Annotated in this window: 27 protein-coding genes; 8 read left to right on the forward strand and 19 right to left on the reverse strand. The window is 68.1% G+C overall.

From position 1 onward, the window contains the following. The first annotated feature begins 90 nt into the window (after nt 1-90). The gene (locus tag U5809_RS11115; protein ID WP_282511114.1) at nt 91-744 is read left to right on the forward strand and encodes a DUF1345 domain-containing protein; all 654 of its coding nucleotides are present in this window, start codon (nt 91-93) and stop codon (nt 742-744) included. A 6-nt stretch (nt 745-750) separates the two neighbouring features. Here U5809_RS11115 and U5809_RS11120 read toward each other — a convergent pair whose 3' ends face one another. Beyond that, nucleotides 751-1,419 (reverse strand): glutathione S-transferase, encoded by a 669-nt coding sequence (locus U5809_RS11120; RefSeq protein ID WP_322086576.1) that lies wholly within the window; start codon nt 1,417-1,419, stop codon nt 751-753. Between the two features lie 95 nt (nt 1,420-1,514). Further along, the gene (locus tag U5809_RS11125) at nt 1,515-2,222 is read right to left on the reverse strand and encodes a class I SAM-dependent methyltransferase (protein WP_322086537.1); all 708 of its coding nucleotides are present in this window, start codon (nt 2,220-2,222) and stop codon (nt 1,515-1,517) included. A 307-nt stretch (nt 2,223-2,529) separates the two neighbouring features. Here U5809_RS11125 and U5809_RS11130 point away from each other — a divergent pair, with 307 nt between their 5' ends. Beyond that, entirely contained in the window at nt 2,530-4,182 is a 1,653-nt protein-coding gene (locus U5809_RS11130) for a DUF3459 domain-containing protein (protein WP_322086577.1), read from the forward strand. A 70-nt stretch (nt 4,183-4,252) separates the two neighbouring features. Here U5809_RS11130 and U5809_RS11135 read toward each other — a convergent pair whose 3' ends face one another. The 5 genes from U5809_RS11135 to U5809_RS11155 all read right to left on the reverse strand — a co-directional run bounded on the left by U5809_RS11135 (nt 4,253) and on the right by U5809_RS11155 (nt 8,958). Beyond that, nucleotides 4,253-4,846, reverse strand: a complete 594-nt coding sequence (locus U5809_RS11135; protein WP_322086538.1) for a thiamine phosphate synthase — start codon at nt 4,844-4,846, stop codon at nt 4,253-4,255. A 22-nt stretch (nt 4,847-4,868) separates the two neighbouring features. Then, nucleotides 4,869-6,212 (reverse strand): hemolysin family protein, encoded by a 1,344-nt coding sequence (locus tag U5809_RS11140; RefSeq protein WP_322086539.1) that lies wholly within the window; start codon nt 6,210-6,212, stop codon nt 4,869-4,871. Nucleotides 6,213-6,288: 76 nt separating this feature from the next. Beyond that, a complete protein-coding gene (locus U5809_RS11145) occupies nt 6,289-7,068 on the reverse strand; it encodes a HAMP domain-containing sensor histidine kinase (RefSeq protein WP_322086540.1) in 780 nt (259 codons plus the stop codon). 67 nt (nt 7,069-7,135) lie between these two features. Continuing rightward, nucleotides 7,136-8,059: a DMT family transporter gene (locus U5809_RS11150; protein ID WP_322086541.1), complete on the reverse strand. Its 924-nt coding sequence runs from the start codon at nt 8,057-8,059 to the stop codon at nt 7,136-7,138. 41 nt (nt 8,060-8,100) lie between these two features. After that, nucleotides 8,101-8,958 carry a LysR family transcriptional regulator gene (locus U5809_RS11155; RefSeq protein WP_322086542.1) on the reverse strand — a complete coding sequence of 286 codons (858 nt, stop codon included), beginning with the start codon at nt 8,956-8,958 and terminating at the stop codon, nt 8,101-8,103. Between the two features lie 115 nt (nt 8,959-9,073). On the opposite strand from U5809_RS11155, the gene U5809_RS11160 reads away from it, so the two are divergent. The 3 genes from U5809_RS11160 (at nt 9,074) to U5809_RS11170 (ending at nt 12,101) form a co-directional block, all read left to right on the forward strand. Then, entirely contained in the window at nt 9,074-9,457 is a 384-nt protein-coding gene (locus tag U5809_RS11160) for a tautomerase family protein (protein WP_322086543.1), read from the forward strand. 126 nt (nt 9,458-9,583) lie between these two features. Next, nucleotides 9,584-11,230: a CHAD domain-containing protein gene (locus tag U5809_RS11165; RefSeq protein ID WP_322086544.1), complete on the forward strand. Its 1,647-nt coding sequence runs from the start codon at nt 9,584-9,586 to the stop codon at nt 11,228-11,230. A gap of 34 nt (nt 11,231-11,264) precedes the next feature. Beyond that, the gene (locus tag U5809_RS11170) at nt 11,265-12,101 is read left to right on the forward strand and encodes a TOBE domain-containing protein (protein ID WP_322086545.1); all 837 of its coding nucleotides are present in this window, start codon (nt 11,265-11,267) and stop codon (nt 12,099-12,101) included. A 166-nt stretch (nt 12,102-12,267) separates the two neighbouring features. Here the strand turns inward: U5809_RS11170 and U5809_RS11175 are convergent, their stop codons facing one another. The 4 genes from U5809_RS11175 to U5809_RS11190 form a co-directional block, all read right to left on the reverse strand. Next, nucleotides 12,268-12,969: a sulfate/molybdate ABC transporter ATP-binding protein gene (locus U5809_RS11175; RefSeq protein WP_322086546.1), complete on the reverse strand. Its 702-nt coding sequence runs from the start codon at nt 12,967-12,969 to the stop codon at nt 12,268-12,270. Nucleotides 12,970-13,024: 55 nt separating this feature from the next. Further along, nucleotides 13,025-13,702 (reverse strand): molybdate ABC transporter permease subunit, encoded by a 678-nt coding sequence (modB, locus tag U5809_RS11180; RefSeq protein ID WP_322086547.1) that lies wholly within the window; start codon nt 13,700-13,702, stop codon nt 13,025-13,027. A 10-nt stretch (nt 13,703-13,712) separates the two neighbouring features. Beyond that, nucleotides 13,713-14,513 carry a molybdate ABC transporter substrate-binding protein gene (modA, locus tag U5809_RS11185; protein ID WP_322086548.1) on the reverse strand — a complete coding sequence of 267 codons (801 nt, stop codon included), beginning with the start codon at nt 14,511-14,513 and terminating at the stop codon, nt 13,713-13,715. A 128-nt stretch (nt 14,514-14,641) separates the two neighbouring features. Continuing rightward, a complete protein-coding gene (locus U5809_RS11190; RefSeq protein WP_322086549.1) occupies nt 14,642-15,340 on the reverse strand; it encodes a phosphatase PAP2 family protein in 699 nt (232 codons plus the stop codon). A 259-nt stretch (nt 15,341-15,599) separates the two neighbouring features. Between U5809_RS11190 and U5809_RS11195 the strand changes: the two genes are divergently transcribed. After that, on the forward strand, nt 15,600-16,694 hold the full coding sequence (locus tag U5809_RS11195) for a PHB depolymerase family esterase (protein ID WP_322086550.1): 1,095 nt from the start codon (nt 15,600-15,602) through the stop codon (nt 16,692-16,694). 96 nt (nt 16,695-16,790) lie between these two features. Then, nucleotides 16,791-16,967 carry a DUF3563 family protein gene (locus tag U5809_RS11200; protein ID WP_081051934.1) on the forward strand — a complete coding sequence of 59 codons (177 nt, stop codon included), beginning with the start codon at nt 16,791-16,793 and terminating at the stop codon, nt 16,965-16,967. A 107-nt stretch (nt 16,968-17,074) separates the two neighbouring features. On the opposite strand, the gene U5809_RS11205 is transcribed toward U5809_RS11200, so the two are convergent. The 5 genes from U5809_RS11205 to U5809_RS11225 form a co-directional block, all read right to left on the reverse strand. After that, nucleotides 17,075-17,494 carry an organic hydroperoxide resistance protein gene (locus U5809_RS11205; RefSeq protein WP_176046005.1) on the reverse strand — a complete coding sequence of 140 codons (420 nt, stop codon included), beginning with the start codon at nt 17,492-17,494 and terminating at the stop codon, nt 17,075-17,077. A 153-nt stretch (nt 17,495-17,647) separates the two neighbouring features. Further along, nucleotides 17,648-18,100, reverse strand: a complete 453-nt coding sequence (locus U5809_RS11210) for a MarR family winged helix-turn-helix transcriptional regulator (protein WP_282511074.1) — start codon at nt 18,098-18,100, stop codon at nt 17,648-17,650. 201 nt (nt 18,101-18,301) lie between these two features. After that, a complete protein-coding gene (locus tag U5809_RS11215; RefSeq protein ID WP_322086551.1) occupies nt 18,302-19,111 on the reverse strand; it encodes a BPSS1780 family membrane protein in 810 nt (269 codons plus the stop codon). Next, nucleotides 19,102-20,100: a homoserine kinase gene (locus U5809_RS11220; RefSeq protein WP_322086552.1), complete on the reverse strand. Its 999-nt coding sequence runs from the start codon at nt 20,098-20,100 to the stop codon at nt 19,102-19,104. Before U5809_RS11220 ends, U5809_RS11215 begins: the two co-directional genes overlap by 10 nt. A gap of 101 nt (nt 20,101-20,201) precedes the next feature. Beyond that, a complete protein-coding gene (locus tag U5809_RS11225) occupies nt 20,202-20,597 on the reverse strand; it encodes a hypothetical protein (RefSeq protein WP_322086553.1) in 396 nt (131 codons plus the stop codon). A gap of 129 nt (nt 20,598-20,726) precedes the next feature. Between U5809_RS11225 and U5809_RS11230 the strand changes: the two genes are divergently transcribed. Next, complete coding sequence (locus U5809_RS11230) at nt 20,727-22,253, forward strand: AMP nucleosidase (protein WP_176046000.1); 1,527 nt, start codon at nt 20,727-20,729, stop codon at nt 22,251-22,253. A gap of 244 nt (nt 22,254-22,497) precedes the next feature. On the opposite strand, the gene U5809_RS11235 is transcribed toward U5809_RS11230, so the two are convergent. Genes U5809_RS11235 through U5809_RS11245 form a run of 3 tightly spaced genes read right to left on the reverse strand, consistent with a single transcriptional unit; the run spans nt 22,498 to nt 24,813 of the window. Continuing rightward, complete coding sequence (locus U5809_RS11235) at nt 22,498-23,469, reverse strand: aldo/keto reductase (protein WP_322086554.1); 972 nt, start codon at nt 23,467-23,469, stop codon at nt 22,498-22,500. A 26-nt stretch (nt 23,470-23,495) separates the two neighbouring features. Next, nucleotides 23,496-24,299 carry a glucose 1-dehydrogenase gene (locus tag U5809_RS11240; protein ID WP_322086555.1) on the reverse strand — a complete coding sequence of 268 codons (804 nt, stop codon included), beginning with the start codon at nt 24,297-24,299 and terminating at the stop codon, nt 23,496-23,498. Between the two features lie 52 nt (nt 24,300-24,351). Beyond that, nucleotides 24,352-24,813, reverse strand: a complete 462-nt coding sequence (locus tag U5809_RS11245; RefSeq protein WP_322086556.1) for a cupin domain-containing protein — start codon at nt 24,811-24,813, stop codon at nt 24,352-24,354. Nucleotides 24,814-24,881 lie beyond the last annotated feature (68 nt).

Consider the following 24,881-nt stretch of genomic DNA (forward strand, 5'->3'; position numbering starts at 1 on the left):
GATAATCGGGGCGCGTTACCCGCCGGGGCGGCGCAGCGGGCTGCCCCGCGCGCCGTTCGAACCCTTTCCATCCGCTTTCGGAATCACACGATGACGTTTTATCCGCAGGTATTACGCAACCGGCCGCGCATGGTCGCGGCGTTCGTCGCAGGCGTGCTGTGCGCGGTGCTGCTGCCGTTTCCGCTGCGTCCGGCCGTGCGTGCGCTGATCGGCTGGGATTGCGCGGTCTGGCTGTATCTCGTGCTGATGTGGGTGCGCATGGTCACCGCGCATCACCACAAGGTGCGCGAAGTCGCGATCCGCGAAGACGAAAACGCGACGACCGTGCTGACCGTCGTGTGTTTCGCGACCGTCGCGAGCGTGGCGGCGATCGCGATCGAACTCGCGACCGCCAAGAGCGTGGGCTTCAGCGCGGGCCTCAGCCACTACGCGATCACGGGCGCGACGCTGTTCGGCGCGTGGTTCCTGATCCCGACGATTTTCACGCTGCATTACGCGCGGCTCTATTACGGCTCGCCATCCAATGACCGCGCGCTGCGTTTCCCCGATCGCAATCCCGAACCCGATTACTGGGATTTCCTGTATTTCGCGTTCACGCTCGCGGTCGCGTCGCAGACGGCCGACGTGTCGCTGGCGAACCGCTCCGCGCGGCGCTCGGTGCTGGCGCAGTCGATCCTGTCGTTCTACTTCAACATGGCCGTGCTCGGGCTGTCGATCAACGTCGCGGCCGGCCTGCTGAGCTGACGCCGGTTACTTGAGCAGGTCGTACGGGCCGCCGCGTTCCAGCGCCCGCTGGTACGCGGGCCGCGCATGGATTGCGTCGAGGAAGCGTGCGATCGCGGGATAGCGGCTGCCGCCACCGCGCGCGGTCGCGGCTTCGAGCGGAAAGCTCATCTGGATGTCGGCCGCGCTGAAGCTGTCGCCGACGAACCAGCCCGTGCGCTGCAGCGCACCGTCGATATGGCCGAGATGCAGCGCGATCTGCGGATCGACGAAGCCCGATTGCAGCGTGTCGGCGATCTTGCGCGCGATCGGCCGCGCGAAGAACGGCATCGGCGCATGCGCGATCCGCAGCGCGACGAGCTTGAGCAGCAGCGGCGGCATCGCCGACCCTTCCGCGTAATGCAGCCAGTACGTGTAGTCGTGCCGCTCGGGCGTGCCGGGCGGCGGCGCGAGGCGTCCGTTGCCGTAGCGCTCGACCAGGTACTCGATGATCGCGCCCGATTCGGCGAACGTACGGCCCTCGTCGGTAACGATGGGCGACTTGCCGAGCGGATGGATCGCGCGCAGTTCGGGCGGCGCGAGCATCGTTTTCGGATCGCGCTCGTAGCGGACGATCTCGTATGGCACATCCAGTTCTTCGAGCAGCCAGAGCACGCGCTGCGAGCGCGAGTTGTTCAGGTGATGGACGGTGAGCATGGCGAGGCCGGAAAGGGGCGGGAACGACATCATACCCAGCGCGCGCGACATGCACGCGGATCCGGTCCCGCGCCGCTTTGGGCCGCTTTGGGCCGCTAGGCGCGCCGCACCGCGACCCACGCTCCCCAGAACAGGCTCGAGAAAAAGCGCAGCGGCGTATCGAAGCCCGCATCGCGCAGCAGGTCGAACACGGCTTCCTCGGAGGCCGGTGGATCGGCGCCCTGCAGGATCTTCGCGAGTTGCGCGCGCACGGCGTCGGGCGTGGCGCCCTTCATGCGCCAGCGCTGCTGCCACGCGTCGAGCAGGCGAGGGTGGTCCGCGTAGCGGCGATGGTTGCCGGCGAGCACGAGCGGCGCGCCGGGTTTCAGGCGCCGCGCGATCGCGTGCAGCAGCGCGGCCTTCGCATCGTCGCCCGGCACGTGATGCAGCACGCCGATCAGCGTCGCGCCGTCGAACGTGGGGGCATCGGGCAGCGCATCGACGCTGTTCTCGACGAAGCGTGTGCGCGGCCCGAAGCCCGCGGCCTCGACGTTCGAGCGCGCAAGCGCCAGCATCGGCGCGGACGGGTCGGCCGCCGTGAATTGCCAGCCCGGTTCGAGCGCGGCCGCCACGCAGATTTCCTGCCCCGTGCCGCCCGCACCCGCGACGAGGATGTGCGCATCGGTCACGCCGATCGCCGACGCGAGCATGCATGCGCCGAGTTCGTGGCACGCATCGTAGCCGGCGAGCGCGATGCGCGATTGCTCGGCATATTCTTGCGCGCGTGACGGATCGAATTTCGCGGCGCTGGCGGGAAGCGACATGGCGGGTTCCTTGGGTTTGTGGCGGACGACGTGTCCGCGAGCATGACGCGGATCGTAGGGGCGCGCGGCCCGCGCAACAAGGCGGGCAGACATTCCGGTATGCCGACTACCCGACTCGCCGGCACATGCCGGCGTGCCTGTTTTCCAGGGGTCGATTCGCATTTAAAAATGTCTGACCAGCTCGCATCGCGATGGCGAATCCGGCGCATACTCGGTTCTCTCCCCCCGCCTGGCCGTCGCATGCCGGGCCCCGATGCGCCGCGCCACGGGCGCGGCCATGCCGCTCGGCACGCACGAGGAGCGCATGATGTCCGATTGTCCGCACGATCCGTACGCGCAGCACTACATCCATTGTTTGCCGTTTGGCGCGCAGCCCTGTGGCGCGCTTTGCACGACACCGCGCACGCATTTCCGCGTGTGGGCGCCGGGCAGTACACAGGTTCAACTCGAACTCGATTCCGGCTCCGACCCGACGCTCGTTCCGATGTCGGCCGCCGGCCCGAACTGGTTCGAAGTCTTCGCCGACTGCGGCGCGGGCACGCGTTACCGCTATCGCCTCGACGATGCCGTGTCGATTCCCGATCCCGCGTCGCGCTCGCAACCCGACGGGCTCAACGGCCCGAGCGAGGTCGTCGATCCGCGCGCGTTCACGTGGCGCAACACGTTCTGGCGCGGGCGGGCGTGGGAAGACATGGCGCTCTACGCGATCCGCCCGCACGCGGTGGGCGGCTTCGAAGGCGTGCGTCGCCGCCTGCCGCAGCTCGCGCGGCTCGGCGTGACCGCGCTGGAACTGCTCGCGTCGCCGCACGACAGCCTGCCGTTCGCGCCGCTCGCGGCCGAGGGTGGCCCCGACGCGCTGAAGGCGCTGATCGACGAAGCGCACGGCTACGGTCTCGCGGTGCTGCTGGAGCTCGACTACGCGCGCTTCGGCAGCGGCACCGATGCGCTGCGTCACTACGCGGCGCCGTTCTTCCATACGCGCGACGATCCGCTGCAGGCTGCGCCGCTGGCGCTCGATCATCCGGAAGTCTGCGATTTCTTCTGCGACAACGCGCTGTACTGGATCGACGAATACCGTTGCGACGGGCTGCGCCTGCGCGAGGCCGACCGGATCGGCGTGTCGTGGCTGCGCGAGATCGCGGACCGCGTGCGCGCGGCCGTGCCGGCCGACCGGCTCATCCATCTCGTGCTCGGCAGCGAGCGGCATCCCGCGCATCTCGCCGATACCCATTTCGATGCGCAGTGGAATGGGTGCGGCGAACGCGCGCTGCATCGGCTGACAGGGCGCGATACGTCGGCCCACGAAGGCATTTCCGCGCACCAGTCGATCCACACGCTCGCGCGCGCACTGACCGCGGCCGGTGCGGCATTCCAGCCGGCCGCGTCGGGAGAGGGCATGGCGGCCGACAGCGCGCTGGCGCTGACGTCGCTCGTGCTGTCCGACGGCGCATGGCGCGACAGCGGCCAAAGCGACCAGGAGCAGGAGGCCGGCCTGGCCGCGCTCGCGCTGTCGCTGCTCACGCCGCAGATCCCGTTGATCTTCGATGAAACCGCGCGCGATGCCGATCGTGCGCATTTCGTGCAGTCCGCGCTCGCGGTGCGCGCGAAGCTGATTGCGCCGCGGCTGTCCGATTGCCGGCCGCAGGACGCGCATGCGCTGAAGGCGGACGGCGACGGCGATGCCGACGCGCTGCTCGCGTCGTGGCGGCTCGCCGACGACGAGACGCTGACGATCGCGCTGAACCTGTCGCCCGATGCGGTGCGCTTCGATGCGCCGAGAGGGCGCGTCGTGTTCGAGACGCCGGCACGCGCGCGCGACCGTGTCGATGAAGGGGAATTGCCGCCTTATTCGCTCGTCGCGTGGCTGACGGGCGACGTCAATCGCTACGCGCTGACGCACGACGCGCGGCGTATCGATGACGGTTCGTGGCGCGGCATGCGTCCGAACCTGAACGCATGAGCCGATGACGGCGTGAGGGTTGGAAGGCCGGGTGCATGCGCGCCCGGCCGTGCGGCAGGAACGCCCGGACTTACCAGAACCCGCGAATGCCCGCGATGCCGTACGCGCCGTGGCGGCGCGCGTCGTCGAGATGCGCATGCGTCATTCCGCCAAGCGCGAAGACGGGCAGCGCGACCTGCGCGGCCAGCGCATCGAATTGCGCCCAGCCGAGCGTCGGCGCACCGGGGTGACTGAGCGTCGGCAATACGGGCGACAGCGTGACGAAGTCCGCGCCCGCGCGCGCGGCCAGCAGCAGATCGTCATGCGAGTGACAGGCGGCGGACACCCATCGTCCGGCCGGCAGCGGCCGCTGCGTGGCGGCGCGCAACGCGGTGCCGTCGAGATGCCAGCCGGCGCCGTCGAGCCGCATGACGCCGGCGGCATCGATCGGCCCATTGAGCATCAGGTGCGCGCCGGCCGCATCACAGCGCGCGAGCGCCGCGGCGGCGAGTTGCGCGAACGCGGCCGTGTCGAGCGACTTCACGCGCAGTTGCACGAGCGTTTCACCGCGCGCGAGCACGGCCGACAGCCGGTCGAGGAACGCCGCGCAATCGGCCGCCGACGCGGACGCCGGTTCCGGCGTGATCACGTAGCAGTGCGGCAGCGGTGCGGCCGTGGCGTTCATCGCGTGTGGCGCTGCGCGGCCGTCATTCGTCGGCCTCTTTCACGACCTTCGGATAGATGCGCACAAGCACGATGCGCGGCCCGTTCATCTTCTTCACGACGATGTCGAAGCGGTCGAATGACACGCGCTGCCCTTCGGTCGGCAGGTCGCTGAGTGCATGGATCACGAGGCCGCCGACCGACTCCGCGCGACCTTCGTCGATGTCGATGCCGAGTGCCTGTTCGAGCGACACGACGGGCAGGCTGCCCTTGCCCATCAGCGTGCCGTCGTCGAGGCGGCTCCAGTCGGCATCGCCCTGGCGGAATTCGTCGTGGATCTGGCCGACCAGCGCGCCGAGCAGGTTGTCGAGCGTCAGGAAGCCGATCGGCTTCTCGCCCTTGTTACCGACCAGCGCGAAGTGCGGCGCGCCCTTGCGGAAGCGGCGGAACAGGTCGAGCGCCGGCGTGTCGGGCCGTACGTACTGCACGGGGCGAACGTAGTCGGACAGGTCTTCGAGCGCCGCGCCGGCATGACGCGCGAGCAGCAGGTCCTTCAGGTGGATCAGCCCGCTCACCTGTTCGCGCGACGCATCCTCGAACAGCGGATAGCGGCTGAAGCGGTGCCGCGCGACGATCTCCATGTTGTCCGGCAGCGGCAGGTCGCGCCGCAGGCCGATCATTTCATGGGCCGGCCGCATCAGGTCAGACACGGTCATCGACGAAAAATCGAGCGAATGCGCGAGCGTGTTCCACTCGTCGTCGCTGTACGTGCCGCGCGCCGGCTGGGCGGCATTGCCGGCCGTGCTGCGGCGGCTGCGCAGGATCAGCTTCAGCTCGTCGGTCGAGTAGTGTGCGTCGCCGCCGTGGTCGGCCGACAGCCCCGCGAGCCGCAGCACCGCGTTGGCGCTGTTGTTGAGCACCCAGATCGCCGGATACATCGCCCAGTAGAACGCATACAGCGGCAGCGCGACCCATAGGCCGACCTTCTCGGACTGGCGGATCGCCATCGATTTCGGCGCCAGTTCGCCGACGACGATGTGCAGGAACGAGATCAGCGAGAACGCGAACACCAGCGAGATCAGGTGCACGACGCGCTCCGACTGCACGCCGATCAGGTCGAGCACCGGGGTGAGCAGTTGCGCGAAGGCCGGCTCGCCGACCCAGCCGAGGCCGAGCGACGCAAGTGTGATGCCGAGCTGACACGCGGAAAGGTACGCGTCGAGGCGGCCGTGCACGATGCCGAGGATGCGGCCGCGCAGGCCGTGCTTGCGGGCCAGTGTCTTGACGCGCGTGGCGCGCAGTTTGACGAGGCCGAATTCGGCCGCGACGAAGAACCCGTTGAGGGCCACCAGGAACAACGCGCCGATGAGCGCGAAGATCTGTAACAAAGAATCGCTCCGGTTATGACAGGCCCATCAGTATAGAGCCAGAAAGGAATTTGTAATGTCTCGGGCGGCCGAATACTTACACCGGCGCCTCGCAGGGGATGGCGAACGTGAGGGTTGCCGGCGCACCGTCGGCGAACGCGGTATGCGAGAACGTGCCGCCGTGCGCGAGCGCGACGCGCTGGCACAGCGCGAGCGTCCAGGCGATCCGCTTCGCGTCGCGCTCGCGCAGCATCTCGCGCCGGGCGAACGCTTCGAACGCGTGCGGCTGCGCCGGATCGGCGAGTGCGGCGGCATTCACGGTGCAGGTGACGCGTGCGGTGAACTGCGCGCCGTCGCGCGTGCATTCGAACGTCACGCGTGCGCCGGCGGCGCTGGCTTCGACGGCGGTCGTCAGCATCGTCCACAGCGCCTGCGCGATGCGCGCGCGGTCGACGGTCAGCGACGGCTCGCCGTCCGGCAGCGTCGCATCGAGCGCGACCTGCCGTGCATCGGCGAGCGTCGCGCGCACGAGCGCGATCGTGTCGTCGAGCAGCGCGCGCAGCGCGAACGGCTGCGGCTCGAGTGCGAGCGTGCGGGTTTCCGCGCGCGGCGCGTCGAGCACCTCGTCGATCAGCGCAACCTGCTGGTCGATGCCCGTGCGGATGCCCGCGAGCGCGCGTTGCAGGTTCGGGTCGGCATTGGCGAGCTGGCGCTCGAGCACGTACGCCCAGCTGTGCATCGCGTTCAGCGGGCTGCGCAGGTCGTGCGACGCGGTGGAGAGCGCCTGGTCGCGCAGGAACAGCGCGGCCTGGGCAGCGTAATGCGCTGCGCGTTCGCGCAGCAGGTCGGCGGCGGGATCGACGGAAGTGGACGTCACGGAGCTGGCCTGTCGGAAGCGGTTGGCGTGCAAGTCACGCGAACCGCCATTATAGGGACGGTGCGTGTCACGCCGGCAGCGCGTCCTCGTCCTTTTTCCGGGCGTCGCCGTTCGGCAGCAACTGGCAGGCGAGCAGGCCGGCCAGCATCAGCGCGCAGCCGACGAGCGCGCGCAGCGTCAGCGTTTCGCCGAGCGCGGCCCAGCCGGCGATCGCCGCGAACACGCCTTCCATGCTGAAGATCACGGCCGCGTGCGCGGGCGCCGCGTCGCGTTGCGCGACGACCTGCAGCGTATAGCCGACGCCGACCGACAGCAGCCCGCCGTACAGCAGCGTCGGCAGTGCGTTGCGCAGCATCGCGCCGCTGACCGGCTCGATGACGAGGCCGACCGCGAGGCATGTCGCGCCACATACGACGAATTGCATGAACGCGAGCACGAGCGGATTGTGGCGCTTCGCGAAATGGCCGACGGCCATCACGTGCGCGGCGATGATCACGGCGCCGGCGAGCTGGAACCAGTCGCCGTACAGCACCGAGAAGTGCTCGTTGATGCTGAGGAAATACAGGCCGATCGCCGCGAGCAGCGCGCCGAACCACGTGCCCGGGCCGATCCGGTGACGGGCGAACACGCCCATCAGCGGCACGATCACGACGTACAGCGAGCTGATGAAGCCCGCGTTGGCGATGCGCGTGTATTGCAGGCCGATCTGCTGCAGCGAAATCGATACCGCCAGCAGCGCGCCGAGCGCGAGACCCGGCAGCAGCAGCGCCGGCTCACGGCGGATCGCCGCGAACTGCGCGCGCGACGCCGTGTTCAGCATCAGCAGCGGCACCAGCACCAGTGCGCCGAGCAGGAAGCGCAGCCCCGTGAACAGGAACGGCCCGATCACGTCGAGGCTCAGGCGTTGGGCGACGAAAGCCGAGCCCCAGATCGCGGCGGCGGCGAGCATCAGCAGGTTGGCACGGAGGTGCTTGCGGGCTTCGAGCTTCATTGGAATTCTTCTGATGATTGCGGGCGGCGTAATCCGCTAGTTTACGCCGAGATTGCAAGGCCGTCGGCAAACCTTCGCAATGCGGTGGCGGCGCGTGCGTCGCGTACGCGCGAATACAGCACGACCTGCGACAGCGGCAGCGGCGGCAGCCCGAATTTCGCGCCGACGTCGACCAGCGTGCGCGGTGCGACGCGCCGTGCCAGTGGGCAGACGGCCAGCCCCGCGGCGGCGGCGGCCGTGACCGCCGCCACGCCGCCGCCCGTAAAGCGTTCGCGCCACGGCCGCCCTGCGCGGTCGAGCGCGCGCAGCGCGGCGGCCCGCACGCCGCACGGGTTGGCCAGTACCGCGAGCGGTAGCGGTTCGCCCACGCGCGGTGCCCAGTCGGGCGCGGCGAGCCACGCCAGCGGTTCTGAAAACAGCAGCGTGCCGTCTTCGCGCGGCGGATCCTCGCCCGGCTCGTGCCGCACGATCACCGCATCGAGCCGGCGTTCGTCGTATTGCGCGAGCAGGTTCGTCGACGTCCCGAGATGCATTTCCAGCGACAGCCCCGGATCCTGCCGATGCAGGCTCGTGAGCACGGCCGGCAGGTCGGGCACCGCGACGTGCTCGCTGACGCCGAGCGACAGGCGGACCGTGCCGGCCGAGATCGCGCCGAGCGCGTGATCGTGCGCATCGAGCAGCGCGCGGGCGGCCGGCAGGAAATTCTCGCCGTCGGCAGCCAGCTTGACGACACGCGGCGTGCGCGCGAGCAACGGCTTGCCGAGATGGGCCTCCAGCCGCTTCAGCTTCAGGCTGACGGCCGATTGCGTGGTGCCGAGTGCATCGGCGGCGCGCGTGAAGCTGGCGAGATCGGCGACCAGCACGAAGGCGCGCACGGCATCGAGATCGAGTACTTTCATTTCGAATGTAAATGAATGAAATATTCATCAATGACTGTTCATTATAGTTCTGCGCGCCTAACCTGACCCTGTGTTTCCGTTCTTCAACGTCAATTTCACCGACAGGAGCAGGACCATGCCATTCACTCGTATCGCCGTACGCGAAGGCAAACCGGCCGCCTACCGCGCGGCACTCGTCGACGGCGTGCATCGCGCACTGATGCAGACCTTCAACGTGCCCGAGGACGACATCTTCATGGTCGTGACCGAGCATGCGGCCGAGAATTTCGTGTACGGACGTCATTACCTCGACGTCGAACGCAGCGACGATCTGGTGATGATCCAGATCACCGCGAACAACACGCGCACGCTCGAGCAGAAGCGCTCGCTGTACCGGACGATCGCGGAGAACCTCTCGCGGAAGCCCGGCGTGCGACAGCAGGACGTATTCATCAGTCTTGTCGAGGTACTGAAGGAAGACTGGTCGTTCGGCAACGGCCTTGCGCAATACGCCGTTTGATATCCGACAGGGCGGCAGGGCCAGATCGTCGCCGGCGCGTTTTTGCGACGTGTACTATTGAAGCTGCTTCACGGGCGACGCCGGCGCGGTCGATGCGCCGGCGATTCTTCTTGTGCGGGAGCCTTCATGTCGCGTGTGCTGGAAATCGTGTTGTCGCTGTCGCTGGAAGGTTGGCCGGTCAAGGCTGCGAGTCGCACCCGCGGCACGCAGCGCGACTTTGGCGCCGAACTCGTACGTGCGTGGCGGATCTGCCCGCAGGTGCGGATGCGGCGCGGCCATGAACGCGTGACGATCGAGCCGTGCCAGATCGAGGAGGCCGAGGCGAGCCCCGGCGCAAGCTGGTGGACCTGGGTCGAATCGAACGCGCATGGCAGGCGTGTCGTCGCGGCGCGCACGAAGGCGTTCGCACCCGGCGTCACCGAGCGCGAGCTGTTCGATGCGGAGCATGCGGGCATCGTCGTCGCGATGCCGTTACCGGTACCCATGACGACGACCGCAACCGATGCCGCCGCACCGACCGACGAAGTCGATGGCGTCGCGCCTGACGCCGCCGCGCCTCCGGAGGCAGGTGCGCAGCCCGAAGCGTCGGCGCTGCGCCTCGTCAGCGAACGGCGGCGCGGGCGGTGGGCCGACGACAGCGGCGTCGTGGTCGAGATGACGCTCGACGACATCACGCTGTACGGCGGCGGCGAGCCGCCACGCCGCTATGTCGAGTTGCGTCTTGCCGCACCCGACTGGGAAACCGTCGCCGCGCGCACGGCCGCGTTGCAGGCACTGTTTGCCGCGGCGCGCGAACTGAGCGGTGCGTGGCCCGCGTTCGTGCAACTGACGAGCGTGATCGACCGCGCCTGTGCGGGCGAGCCGATGGCCGCCGGACTGGTCAAGGCGCAGCTCGTCGACCTGACCGGCATCCGCACGCAACGCGCCGCACTGTTCGCGCTGTCCGGCGATATCACCGCGCAGTGGCTCGGCAACGAGGGCGGCGTGCTGGATCGCGACGATCCCGAATTCGTCCACCAGATGCGCGTCGCGCTGCGCCGCCTGCGCACGCTGATGCGTTTTTTCCCGCTTTTTGCCGACCGCCAGTGGCGCGACACGCTCGGCGTCGACCTGCGCTGGCTCGCCGCACTGCTCGGCACGGTGCGCGACTGGGACGTGTTTTCGACCGAAAGCCTGCCCGCGCTGATCGCCGCCGACGGCGGCGACGGCGACTGGGATGGCACGCTCGACGCGGCACGCGCGCAGTCGATGGCCGCGCGGGTCGAGCTGCGGCAGGCGCTGCATTCGGCCCGCTACGCGCGGCTGACGCTCGGCTGGCTCGAATGGCTGAGCACGCTTGCGCTGCCGGCGGCCGAAGGCGGCGATGCACCGTCGCTGCGGCGGCACGCGACGAAGCGCGTGCGCCGGCTGTTCGGCCATCTCTACGCATCGCCGTCGCTTACGTCGCTCGATACGGCTGCGCGCCACCAGGTGCGGATCGATGCGAAGCGGCTGCGCTATGCGCTCGAGTTCTTCGCGTCGCTGGCATCGCGCCGCACGCGCAGCGAGACGGTCAAGACGCTCACGCGCGTGCAGAGCGTGCTCGGCGAAGCGAACGACACGATGGTCGCGCTGCATCACCTCGAACAGCTGGCGGCGCCGCCGTACCAGCTCGGTTTCGTGCGCGGCTACGGCGCGGCGCTCGAACAGCGCGCGGCGCGCGACGCCGAAACGCTGCTGGCCAGCCTGCGTCCGCCGAAGCTCGACGGCAAGCCGGGCCGAGCAGCGCGGTGACTATAATGGCCGCCCGTTTCTCGCACGCATCCCGATGACCGACGCACCGCATTCTTCCTCGTCCGCCGAACCGCTCGAACTGGGCGGCGAGCTGTGGTTGCGCGCCGGCGAGCAGACGCTCGGCGGCGCGACGCGCATCGCGCTGCTCGCGGCGATCGGCGATACCGGTTCGATCACGCGCGCGGCGAAGGCCGTCGGCCTCAGCTACAAGGCTGCGTGGGACGCAGTCGACACGATGAACAATCTCGCCGGCGAACCGCTCGTCACGCGGTCGACGGGCGGCAAGGGCGGCGGCGGCACGACGCTGACACCGCGTGCGACGTCGCTGATCGCCGCGTTCCGCACGATCGAGCGCGAGCATCGCCGATTCATCGAGGCCGCGAGCGCGGCCGTCGCCGGCTTCGACGTCGACTGGGCGCTGATCGGCCGGATCGGGATGAAGACCAGCGCGCGCAACCAGTTGTTCGGCAAGGTCGCGTCGATCGTGCGCGGCACCGTCAACGACGAGGTGACGCTCACGCTGCCCGGCGGGCAGCCGGTCGTTGCCGTGCTCACGCACGAAAGCGCCGATGCCCTCGGCCTGCGGGAAGGCGCGGATGCGTGCGCGCTGGTGAAGGCGTCGTGGGTCGTGCTCGCGGTCGACGCTGGCGGGCCCGACCTGAAGGTGTCCGCGCGCAACCGGTTGCGCGGCAGCGTCGAAGCCGTCGCGGCGGGCGCGGTGAACAGCGAGGTGACGCTGGCGCTCGACGGCGGCGGGACGCTGACGGCCGTCGTCACCAACGACAGCTTCGCGGCGCTGCAACTCGACGTTGGCCGGCCGGCGATCGCGCTGTTCAAGGCATCGAGCGTGATTCTCGCGGTGACGGGCTGACGAAGCACCGGAGCGGTGCGATTCGAAGATCGTATGACGGACGGGGCGAAGCCGGCATCGCACAGTGCGTGCGCGGCGCCGGCTTCGTTTCCGCTTTCAGCATATGCCGCTACGCGCGGCTTCTCTCAGGCTCCAACCTGCCTGCCACGACCACGGCCTCGCGCGTTCAGGTGACGCGCGTCGGCCACTCGGCGTGCGGCGGGTTCGCCTGCACGCGTCCTTCGCTCAACTGCACGACCTGGTCGCCGAATGCGGCGACGTCGTCGGGGTCGTGCGAGATCAGCACCATCGGGATATCGAGCCGCGCCTGCAGCTCGGCGAGCTCGTGGCGCATGCGCTGGCGCATCGCGCCGTCGAGCGCCGCAAACGGTTCGTCGAGCAGCAGGATGCGCGGTTGCGCGACCAGCGCGCGCGCCAGTGCGACGCGCTGCTTCTGCCCGCCCGACAGTTGCGACGGATACTGCCCCGCGAGCGTTTCCAGGTCGAACGCGCGCAGCCAGTACGCGACCTCGGGCGGCACCGCTTTCGCGCGCGGGTTGCGCAGCCCCGACGTGAGCCCGAACGCGATGTTCTGGCGCACGTTCAGATGCGGAAACAGCGCGTAATCCTGGAACAGGTAAGCGACCCGACGGGCGCGGGTCGGCACGTCGATGCGGCGCGCGGCGTCGAACAGCGCTTCGCCGTTCAGCGTGATCGAGCCTTCGTCGGGCGACAGCAACCCTGCGATCGCCTGCAGCGTCATGCTCTTGCCCGCGCCGGACGGCCCGAACAGCACGACGCGCTGCGTCGTCGCGGTGAACGACATGTCGAGCGTGAAGCGCCGCTCGGCGTTCGCGTAGGTCTTGCGGATGTCGACGACGAGGCTCATGCGGGCCTCCGCCGAAGCAATCCGGCCGCGCAACGATATGGACGGGGCACGCGCTTCATGTCAGCTGGCTCCGCCGGGCGCGCGACGGCACGAGCCAGCCGGTCGCGAGCAGCACGAGCACGCAGGTGATCGACGTCACCAGCACGAGGAAGTTGGCCGTGTTGTCGTCGCCGGCCTGCACGGCCGCGTAGATCGCGACCGACAGCGTCTGCGTGCGGCCGGGCAGGTTGCCCGCGATCATCAGCGTCGCGCCGAATTCGCCGAGCGCGCGTGCAAACGCGAGCAGCGCGCCCGCGAGAATGCCGCGCGTGGCGAGCGGCAGCGTCACGCGGAAGAACACCGCGACTTCGCCGAGCCCGAGCGTGCGCGCCGCGCGTTCGAGATGCGGGTCGACGCCTTCGAACGCGGCACGCGCCGACTTCAGGATCATCGGAAACGCGACGACCATCGACGCGATCACCGCGCCTTGCCACGTGAAGACCAGCTCGATGCCGAGGTCGTCGAGCCACGCGCCGAACACGCCGCGCCGGCCGAGCAGCACGAGCAGGTAATAGCCGAGTACCGTCGGCGGCAGCACGAGCGGCAGCGTCAGGATGGAATCGACGACATCGCGCAGCGGCGAGCGCCAGCGCGCAAGCACGAATGCGGCCGCGACGCCGAGCACGATGTCGAGCGCGGTTGCCCAGCCGGCAACCTTCAGCGACAGCAGCAGCGGTACCCAGGCGTCTTGCATCGCGTGACGCTCACTTGCCCGCGGGCTTGAAGCCGAACGTCGACAGCACGGCCTGGCCCTGCGGCGACGCGACGAAGTCGATGAACGACTGCGCCTGCGCGGCGTGCCGGCTGTCCTTCACCACGGCGATCGGGTAGGTGATGGCCGTCTTGGTCGGTACCGTCAGCGCGACCTTCACGCGGCCCGGCATGATCGCGGCGTCTGTGCCGAACACGAAGCCCGCGTCGACCTCGCCGCGCGCGACGTAGTCGAGGCTCTGGCGCACGTTGGCGGCCAGCACACCCTTCGCGCTGACGGCATCCCACACGCCGGCCGCGCGCAGCGCGCCTTCGGTGTAACGGCCGACCGGCACCGATGCCGGGTCGCCGTATGCGATGCGCTTCACGCCGGGCGCCGTCAGGTCGTTCAACGACGTCGGTGCGGCCGTGCGGCTGTCCGCCGGCACGATCAGCACGAGCGAGTTCGCCGCGAAATCGCGACGCGTGCCGGGCACGATCACCTTCTCTTCCGCCGCGCGATCCATTGCCTTCTGGTCAGCCGACGCGAACACGTCGGCCGGCGCGCCCTTGGCGATCTGCTGCATCAGCACGTCCGATGCGCCGAAGTTGAACAGCACCTTGGTGTCCGGATGCTGCTTCTCGTACGCGTCGCCGACGGCCTTGAACGCGTTCGTCAGGCTGGCGGCGGCCGACACGACCAGTTCGTCGGCGGCGCAAGCGGGCGCGCTGAACGCGACACCGGCAGCGGCAAGCGTGGCGATCGGCAGCAGGCGGAGCAGGGTGCGGCGAAGCGGACGGACGGATGAGCGCATGATGGATTCGTTTTGAATGGGTGGAAACCGTAATCGTAATATAGGGTGGGTTATAACGCTCGACATACCGTTCATGCGACGGCGCGCATGAAATGGTCAGACCTGAAAAGGGGCGGCCGGGCGGCCGGTCACGTGCGAAGCGGGCGCGTCGACGATTCGGTGCGCTGCAGCGACGACGGCTGCGACGCGGGATGGTAGTTCGGGTTGGCCTTCCAGCGCGCGCGGACGAACGGGCGCTCGTGGCCGGACAGTTGCAGCGCGACCTTGGTGACCCAGCGATGCGACGGCACCGTGATGCCGTGCAGCGCGACGGTGACGATCGCGAGGCTCGCGACGACCGCCGGCACCGACCAGCGGTGCGGCACCGCGCGCCACGAGCCGGCGATGAACGCGAGCGCGGCGATCGCGCCGACGATGCAGCCGGTGATCGATTCGGACGGCGAATGTGCGTCGAGTGCGACGCGCGACACGCCGACCGCGACGCCGGCCGCGAGCCCGAGCGCGATGCCGGCGATCCGCACCGGCGTGCGCGTGCGGATCAGCGCAAGGAAGATCGCGACCGGATACACCGACGTCGACAGCATCGCATGGCCGCTGAACCCGGTGAAATCCCACGCGCGGATGCCGATGCCCCAGCCAAGGAACGCGATCTTCGTGAGCGCCACCACGCCGATCGCAGCCGCCAGCACGCCGAGCCACGCGGCCGCGCGCTGCCACGAGTAGCCGAGTGCAAGCCAGACGGCGATCGTGATCGCGAGCGGCAAGGTCAGGCCGGCGCCGCCGAACGCGGTAATCATGATCCACAGGTGAGACGACAGGTCGAACATCGGGAAGGGGACGAACGAAGGCGGGGAGAATGCTTAAATCAACGCGCGAGCCGGGAAGAACGACTACAACGGATACAAGCGGCGAAACCCCAGTATAGCGCCGCGTGTGCATGAGGCCCGTTTTTTGCGCCGGCGGGAACTATCCGCATGCAGGAAAAATCCCAGAAACAATGTTATGGTGCATTGCACAAAGTCGAACGATGCATCCGTTGCGACGCCTTCATGGCGCCCCTATTTTTCCTGACTGCGAGCCCGATCGATGACCAAAAGTCTGACCAAGGTGTGGGTGGGCGGCATGAAACGCATGCTGTCTCCGGTCGCCAAGCGCGCGGCGCGCGATGCGCAGCGCATCACACGCGACGCACTCGAGGCTGCGGCCTCTCCCGCTGAATCCGATTTGTCCCCGCCACGCGAATCGCGCGTGCGTCCGCGTGCTGCCGCGTGGGCGGCGGGCGAGTGGACGCGCGGCGAACATCCGATGGCGCCCGCGCTCGGGCGCCTCGTCCAGAATCTCGCGTACGGCCTGTACGTGCCGCCTGGCCGCCGGCGCGGCACGATGCCCCTCGTCGTGATGCTGCACGGCTGCCAGCAGTCCGTCGACGAATTCGTGCAGGGCACGCGGATGAACCTGCTGGCCGACAAGCACGGTTTCGCGGTGCTGTATCCGGAGCAGTCGTTGCGCGTACACGCACACGGCTGCTGGCACTGGTATGAAGATACCGACCGCGCGGGCCGTGGCGAGGCGAACACGGTGGCGTCGCTGGTCGATGCGCTCGTCGACGAGCACGGTTTCGATGCGTCGCGCGTCTACGTTGCGGGGCTGTCGGCCGGTGCGGGTCTTGCGTCGCTTCTTGCGCTGCACCATCCGGACCGCTTCGCGGCGGTGGCGCTGCATTCCGGTCCCGCGCTCGGCGAGGCGAATTCCGGCATCACCGCGATGGACGTGATGCGGCGCGGCCTGCGACAGAACCCGGCCGCGGTGATCGATGCGCTGGTCGATGCGGCTGCGTATCCCGGCATGCCCGCGCTGATCGTCCAGGGTGACGGCGACCACGTCGTCGCGCCGAAGAATGCCGATCAGCTGACGGTGCAGTTCATGCGCCTGAACGGGCTGGCCGATGCCCGCGGCGCACTGCGCGGCGGCGAACGCGTCGAGACGCGCGAAGCAGGCGCGCAGATCACCGACGTGTGCCGCGACGGCGAGCCTGTCGTGCGGCTTTGTCATGTGAAAGGGCTCGATCATGCGTGGTCCGGTGGCGACGAAGCCGTGCCGTTTCACGCAGCGGTCGGCCCCGATGCAAGCGCGATGATCTGGGCTTTTTTCGAGGCCAATCAACGCACTGTGGCGACCTGACGACGCACCCTCCGATCAATGCTAGCCAAATCCTAGGGTTTTCCCTATAATTCGGGAAAACCCTAGTCAAAGAACCTTTGGATTGCGAGATCGAACATGTACCTGCTGAGCCACCTCTTCCTGATGCTGACCAAGAACGCTGAAAAGGCCTCGAAAGAGCGCGCCGAGGCGTACCTGGCCGATGCCACCGACATCTACGATCTCGAATTCCGCATGCGCAAGATCGATCGCGAAGCGGCGATGAACCGCCCGTACTCGATCGGCTCGCGCTAAGCAGCGCAGGCGGGCGCGCTGGCCCGCCGTTTCGACGAATCGCGCAAATGGGCGCGTGCGGCTACATGCCGCACGCGCCCTTTTTGCATGTGCGCTCCAGCGTCGCGTCAGACGACCGTCAGGCGCACCGGCACGTTGTTGCGCGTCGCGTTCGAATACGGGCACACGTGGTGGGCCTTTTCGACCAGCGCCTGCGCGTCTGCCTTGTCGAACCCGGGCAGCGACACGCGCAGCTCGACGTCGAGCCCGAAGCCGCCTGCGTCGTTCGGGCCGATGCCCACTTCCGCCGTGACCTGCGTATCGGCCGGCAGCGCCTGCTTGTTCTGGCCGGCGACGAATTTCATCGCGCTCAGGAAACAGGCCGAGTAACCTGCGGCAAACAGTTGCTCCGGATTCGTGCCTTCCGCACCCGTGCCGCCGAGTTCGCGCGGCGCGGCCAGCTTCACTTCCAGCTTGTTGTCGGCGGATACTGCGCGGCCGTCGCGGCCGCCCGTGCTCGTGGCGCTGGTCTTGTACAGAATGTTCATCGTGCAGCTCCTGTCGGGAAAAGGGGAAAAGCGGTCCGGTCAAACGGGATGTCGCCGGCCACGAAGAAAATATAGAACACAAATCATTAGTGTGCAAATGAAATTTTGAAGAAAAACCCGGCAGTGCCGGGCCGAGTGGTCGGCGCTCGCGTGTCAGCGTTCGTTGGCGGCCGACAGCGCGGTGCGCAATTGCTGGAGATCGGCGCGCAGCCTGATCAGGAAGTCGGGCGTCTGCTGCATCGCGCAAAAGAGATCGGCGGGTACCGAGCGCGCGCGATCCTTCAGTGCGCGGCCTTCCGGCGTCACGCGCACGTTCACGACGCGTTCGTCGGCCGAACTGCGCACGCGTTCGACGTAACCGAGCGCCTCGAGTCGCTTGAGCAGCGGTGTGACGGTGGCCGGATCGAGATCGAGCCGCGCGGCGATGTCCTTCACCGCGATGTCGTCGCGCTCCCACAGCACGAGCATCGCGAGATATTGGGGATAGGTCAGCGACAGCTTGTCGAGCAGCGGCTTGTACGCCTTCGTCATCGCGTGCGAAGTCGAGTAGAGCGCGAAGCACAGTTGCTCGTCGAGCGTCTGGGGCAGTGCGGGTGGGCGGTCCATGATTCGGGTGGCGCGACTGACGCGCGAACAATTTGTACGCAAATTATTTTGCGCGCAAAAGATCGGGTTGAACAGGGGCGCCCGGCGAGGGTTGCCGGTGCTCGATGCAGAACAAGGGGGGGGAGATCAGAAGTGCGCCGGAAGGACACCCGGCGCGATGAACGGCGTGACGGCCGGCGACGCGCGCCGGCCGGAGGGGGGTCAGCGGCCCGACGTAGTCGTCGGCGCGCCCGGTTCCTGTACGCCGAAGCAGCCGCGATAGGTCGCGTAGAACGAGCAGTACAGCATCGTGACGATGATGATCGTCACCGGCATCATGATGGTCAGCGCATACGCGCCGGCGCCGAGCGCCTGCAGCAGCAGCGACAGCGCGAGCGACGTGCCGAGCGCGACGGCGAACCACAGCACGCCGTACACGACGAAGGCGCCGCGATTGCGCCAGCAGCTGACGACGCTGAAGAACAGCGCCTTTGCAGGCGGCACGTCATGCCACGCGACCAGCACCGGAGCGAACCAGAACAGCATCGCGACCGGCAGGTACAGCAACGTCGCGAAGAACAGCGCGCCGAGCGTGCCTTGCGCGGCCAATGCTTCCGGCGTCGTGCCCGCTTCGTCGGCCGCGCCCATCATCACGTGGAACAGCGCGCCGCCGTCGACGAACGACGAAGCTGCGAACACCAGCACCATCGACGCGACGTAGATCACGCCGAGCACCAGCAGCCGCTGGGTCGCGACGGTGCCGTATGAGCGGAAGCCGTCGACGAGGATCGTCGGCATCACAGGCTTGCCGGCCACCGTGTCGCGGCACGCGGCCATGAAGCCGACCGCGATGCCGGGAATGAACACCAGCGGCAGCGCCGAGCCGATCACGGGCACCATCGACACCAGCGTGATCGCCAGCAGGTACGTAAAGAACAGCGTAATGAACGCGAGCGGGTTCCGGCGGAACAGCCAGACGCCTTGACGGAACCAGACATAGCCCGTTTTGGCGGGCACTTCGATCAGTTGCATGCGGTTTGGATCTCGGGAAGCGCGGGCGTATGCGCGATACGCTCGCGCAGGATGCGTTCGAAATGGCCGGGGTCGTGCGGCTTGAGCATTTCGGCCGCACGCGGCAGGTAGAAGTCGTACAGGCGCGACACCCAGAAGCGGTACGCACCCGCGCGCAGCATGTCGCTCCAGTGGCGGCGCTCCTCGGCCGTGAACGGCCGCACGGTCTGATAGGCGCGCAGCAGCGCATCGGCGCGCGCGACGTCGAGCACACCGGTCGCGAGGTCGACGCACCAGTCGTTGACCGTCACCGCGACGTCGAACAGCCACTTGTCGCAGCCGGCGAAATAGAAGTCGAAGAAGCCGCCGAGCCGCACGTCGTGGCCGGTGTCGGGCGCCGCGTGCGCGAACAGCACGTTGTCGCGGAACAGGTCGCAATGGCACGGCCCGGCCGGCAGCGCCGCGTAGTCGTCCGACGCGAAGAAGGCCGCCAGGTGTGCGAGCTCGCCTTCGAGCAGTGCGCGTTGCGCATCGGTGATGAACGGCACGATCGCCGGCACGTTCTCCTGCCACCACGGCAGGCTGCGCAGGTTCGGCTGGGTGTTCGCGTAGTCGCGCCCTGCGAGGTGCAGGCGCGCGAGCATCTGCCCGACCTCGATGCAGTGTTCGACCCCCGGCGCGAGCTCGGCCGCACCGTCGAGCTTCGTGACGATCGCGGCCGGCTTGCCGTGCAACTCGCCGAACAAGGCGCCGTCGTCACGCGGAATCGGATCCGGCACCGGCACGCCGTGGCCGGCCAGATGGCGCATCAGGTCGAGGTAGAACGGCAACTCTTGCGCCGACAGCTTTTCGAAGATCGTGAGGACGTACTCGCCGCGTGTCGTCGTCAGGAAGAAATTGCTGTTTTCGATACCGGACGGAATGCCGCGGAACGCAAGCACGTCGCCCAGTTCGTAGTGGCGCATCCATTGCGCGAGATCGGAGTCGGAAACAGCAGTGAAAACGGCCATGCGGGATGCGTCAGGTCAGGGTGTCGGCACGCGGGCGGCGTGCGTCGCGACAGCAGGTGAAGGGAGGCGGCGCACCGCGAACGACGCGGCGGGCCACGGAATCAGTAGCGCAGGTTCAGCGACGGCAGGCGCGTGATCGGGATGCCCGCGTCGTGCGGCTTCGGCGACGTATCGGGCGTCGAGCTCATCTGGTAGCGCGTGCCGAAATTCGACTTCACGTCGATCTCGACCGGCTTGCCGCGGTCGCGGTACTCGGTGACCTCGGTGCCGTTCTTGCTCTTTTCGTGGAAGCTCGGCGTGCGGCGGATGTCCGCGAAGTCCACTTTCGACGTGACTTCGGCACCCGGCCGGTTGATCTTGCGGAGATCGGGCAGGCCGGCGGCCTCGTTGGCCTCGGCCCGGGCCTGCGCGTCGGCGTCAGGCGTGCTGCCGGCGGCGTAAGCGGCGCTGGCGGCGGCAAACGCGGCGGCAGCGACGACGAGAATGAGCGGCTTCATGATGAGTCTCCAGTGAACCTACCAATTTTAGCAAATACTGCGCGTCATCCGGCCCTCGCGTGCGCAGGGGCGGCCATAAGCGTGACCGGGTTCCGTGGTAATGTCGTCCGATCAGACGAGGTGATGAAAATGAAGAACGATTTGAGCCGCCGGCACCGAGTGCTGTCGCCCGAAAGCCCGTCGGTCGAGGCTTTCGACGATCCGATCGCCGCGGTTGCGCGGCTGTCCGCCATTTACGACACGAATACGGGGTTCCTGCGCGACGCGTTCGCGCGCTATCGCCGCCACGAACCGATAACCGAGCATGTGCGCGCGTGCTATCCGTTCGTGCGGATCCGCACCGATGTCAACACGCACGTCGATTCGCGCCGCTCGTACGGTTTCGTCGCCGGCCCCGGCGTGTTCGAGACGACGGTCACGCGTCCCGACCTCTTCGCGAACTACTATCGTGAGCAACTGCGCCTGCTGGCGAAGAACCACCATGTCAAGATCGAGATCGGCGTGTCGTCGCAGCCGATCCCGATTCATTTCGCGTTTCCGGAAGGCATCCATCTCGAGGGCGAGCTCGACCGCGACCGCCTGCTCGCGATGCGCGACATCTTCGACACGCCCGACCTGTCGTATCTCGACGACCGCATCGTCAACGGCACGTTCGAGCCGGCGCCGGGCGAGCCCCATCCGCTCGCGCTGTTCACGGCCGCGCGGGTCGACTTCTCGCTGCACCGGCTGCGCCATTACACGGCGACGTCGCCCACGCATTTCCAGAACTACGTGCTCTACACGAACTACCAGTTCTACATCGACGAGTTCGTGAAGCTGGGCCGCACGGTGATGACGGAGAGCGACGATCCCGAGGTGCGCGCATATCGCAGCCAGTACAGCTCGTTCGTCGAGCCGGGCGATGTCGTCACGTACAACGCGAACCTCGGCAGCGAGCCGGCCGAGGGCGCCGCGCCGCCGCGCCTGCCGCAGATGCCCGCGTATCACCTGAAGCGCGCGGACGGCAGCGGGATCACGATGGTCAACATTGGCGTCGGTCCGTCGAACGCGAAGACGATCACCGATCACATCGCGGTGCTGCGTCCGCACGCGTGGGTGATGCTCGGCCACTGCGCGGGGCTGCGCAACACGCAGCGTCTCGGCGACTACGTGCTCGCGCACGGCTACGTGCGCGAGGATCACGTACTCGACGACGACCTGCCGCTGTGGGTGCCGATTCCGGCGCTGGCCGAAGTGCAGCTCGCGCTCGAGCGCGGGGTGGCCGACGTCACGCGGCTGGAGGGCGTGGAACTGAAGCGCGTGATGCGCACGGGCACGGTCGCAAGCGTCGACAACCGCAACTGGGAACTGCGCGATCATCGCGAGCCCGTGCAGCGGTTGTCGCAGAGCCGTGCAGTCGCGCTCGACATGGAAAGCGCGACGATCGCCGCGAACGGCTTCCGCTTTCGCGTGCCGTACGGCACGCTGCTGTGCGTATCGGACAAGCCGCTGCACGGCGAGCTGAAGCTGCCGGGCATGGCCGACACGTTCTATCGCGGGCAGGTCGACCAGCATCTGCAGATCGGCGTGAGGGCGATGGAGATCCTGCGTACCAACGGGCTCGACAAGCTGCATAGCCGCAAGCTGAGAAGCTTTGCGGAAGTGGCGTTCCAGTAATGTAAACGCCGGCCCTGGTGAGGGTGCGTGCCGCTTGCTCGCCAGCCGCTGCTGCTTCGGATGACCGGCATGGGTGGCGGGATTGGCCTCGGACAAGGGCAATCCCGCCATCGACGTCATGCGATCCAGCCGACTGCCGGATCGTTCGTTCGAGACGAGCGTGATAGCCGGCGGTTCGCGGCCGCGCGCCAGCCAGGCCGGTGCGGTACCGATACCCTGGCCCGGCGGGCCACATGCGCCGCGCTCACCATTGCACCGGTTCGACCATCCTGTCGAAGGCCGCCTCGAGCATCGCGGTTTCGCGGTCGTCGAGCGCCAGATCGAGTGCCGCGAGCGCATCGGTCATGTGATACGGCTTCGACAACCCGACGATCGGCGCCGTCACGCCGGGTTGCCGCAGCGCCCATGCGAGGGCGATCCGGGCGGGCGGCAGGCCGCGCGCCTGCGCCACCTGCCTGACCGCTTCGACGGTTGCGGCGACCGTGTCGCGACCGTCGTACCACGACACCATCTGCTGATCGGTCGCGGCGCGCGTCGTCTCCGCGCTGCGCGAGCCGGCCAGCAGCCCGCGGCCGAGCGGAGACCATGGCGTGTACGCGATGCCTTCCTCGACGCACAGCGGCAGCATGTCGCGCTCGTCTTCCCGGCAGATCAGGCTGTACTGGCTCTGCATCGATACGAACGGCGCGAGGCCGTGATGCTGCTGGAAGGCGAGCATCTTCATGAATTGCCACGCGTGCATCGACGATGCGCCCAGATATCGGACCTTGCCGCTCCTGACGATGGTGTCGAGCGCATCGAGCGTTTCGTCGATCGGCGTATCCGGATCGAACCGGTGGATGACGTAGAGATCGACGTAGTCGGTGCCAAGGCGCTGCAGCGACGCGTCGATGCTCGCGAGCAGGTGCTTGCGTGACAGCCCGCGTGCATTCGGCCCGTCGCCGGTCGGAAAGAACGCCTTGGTGGCGATTGCCACGTCATCGCGTGTCGTGAAGTCACGCAGTGCGCGTCCGAGAATGCGCTCGCTCTCGCCCCCCGAGTAGATGTCGGCCGTATCGAAGAACGTTACGCCCGCATCGAGCGCCGCGCGGATGAACGGGCGCGCCACGTCCTCGGTTACCACCCACGGTCGCCACGACGGATGGCCGTAGGTCATGCAGCCCAGGCACAGCTTCGATACCTTCAGCCCGGACGTTCCCAGTCTCACGTATTCCATCGGTTCGACCTCCGTTGCGGCGCCGGTCAGCGCATGCCGCCGATCGTGTAGCCGCCGTCGACAAGGATCGACTCGCCGGTCACGAAACGTGCTTCGTCGCTGCAGAGCCAGACGGCCGCGTCGGCCACGTCTTCAGGGGTGCCGATCCGCCGTACGGGCGTAAACGCGGCGAACGGCCGAAACATCTCGTCGTCGCCGAAGCGGCGTGCCATCGGCGTGTCGATGATGCCGGGATTCACGTTGTTGATCCGGATGCCGTGCGGGCCGCCTTCGAGCGCGACCGCGCGCACCAGCGCATCGAGTGCGCCCTTGCTCGCCGAATAGGTCGACGAGCCGGCAAGCGCGCCTTTCGCGAGCCACGACGACGTGTTGACGATCGCACCGCCGCCGTGCGCGAGCATCGCTTCCATCTCGTATTTGATCGACAGCCACGTGCCCTTGAGATTGGTGGCCATCACGTCGTCGAAGTCGGCCTCCGATTGTTCTACGATCGGCGCGAACGTGCCTTCCGTCCCGGCATTGTTGAAGGCTGCGTGCAACGCACCGTAGCGCGCGATCGTCGTGTCGATGAGCGCGCGCACGCCATCGGCGGAGGCGACGTCTACCGCTATTGCGAAGGCTTCGCCGCCGCCTTCGGTAATGGTCCGGACGGTTTCGTCGAGCGGAGCCGCGCGCCGTCCGGCGACGACGACGCGAGCGCCGTCGCGCGCGAACGCGAGCGCGGCTGCCCGTCCGATGCCGGTGCCGCCGCCCGTGACGAGTGCGACGCGCCCGCCGAGCCGGTGCTGCGTCGTGGTGGAACGGGTTGATAAGATGCGTGAATCGGACATGATGTGCATGGCTCCGTGCCAGGATGAAATCAGGCGGCCGATGGGCCGGCGTTCAGTCTTCGCCGTCCGGAACCGTCAGCGGTGTGCCGGGCGTGCCTGCGTAGAACACGATCAATTCGGCGGTCTCGCTGCCGGTCTCGCCGCGATGGGCGCCGTCGACCATTTCCGGCACCACGTCGCCGGGGCCGAGCGCCAGCCGCTTGCCGTCGCTGCGACGCACGGCGGTCAGATGGCCCGACAGGACGTAGCCGATGTTGATCGACGGATGCGTATGCCACGGCAGTACGGCGTGCGGCGGGATGCGGTAGCGTACGACCGTCACCTCCGGTCGACCGGCCGGATAGGCGCGGTAGGGCGAGCCGTCCCACGCGTGCGTGGTTCGCAGCAATACCGTTTCGACGGTGCGGGCAGGCGCACCGGTTTCCTGAGCGAGCGCGGGCGATGAAATACCGGCGATGAGCGGCGCGGCCACGGCGGCGGCCCGGAAAGCGGTGGTAAATGCGCGCAGTTTCATGGCGAACGGCCCGTTGGGGCTGAGCGTTGAGGACGGCGCCATTGTGCGAAGCGGAACGGCACGCGCAT

This window comes from Burkholderia sp. BCC1999, assembly GCF_905339975.1.
In the GTDB taxonomy this organism is placed as follows: Bacteria; Pseudomonadota; Gammaproteobacteria; order Burkholderiales; family Burkholderiaceae; genus Burkholderia.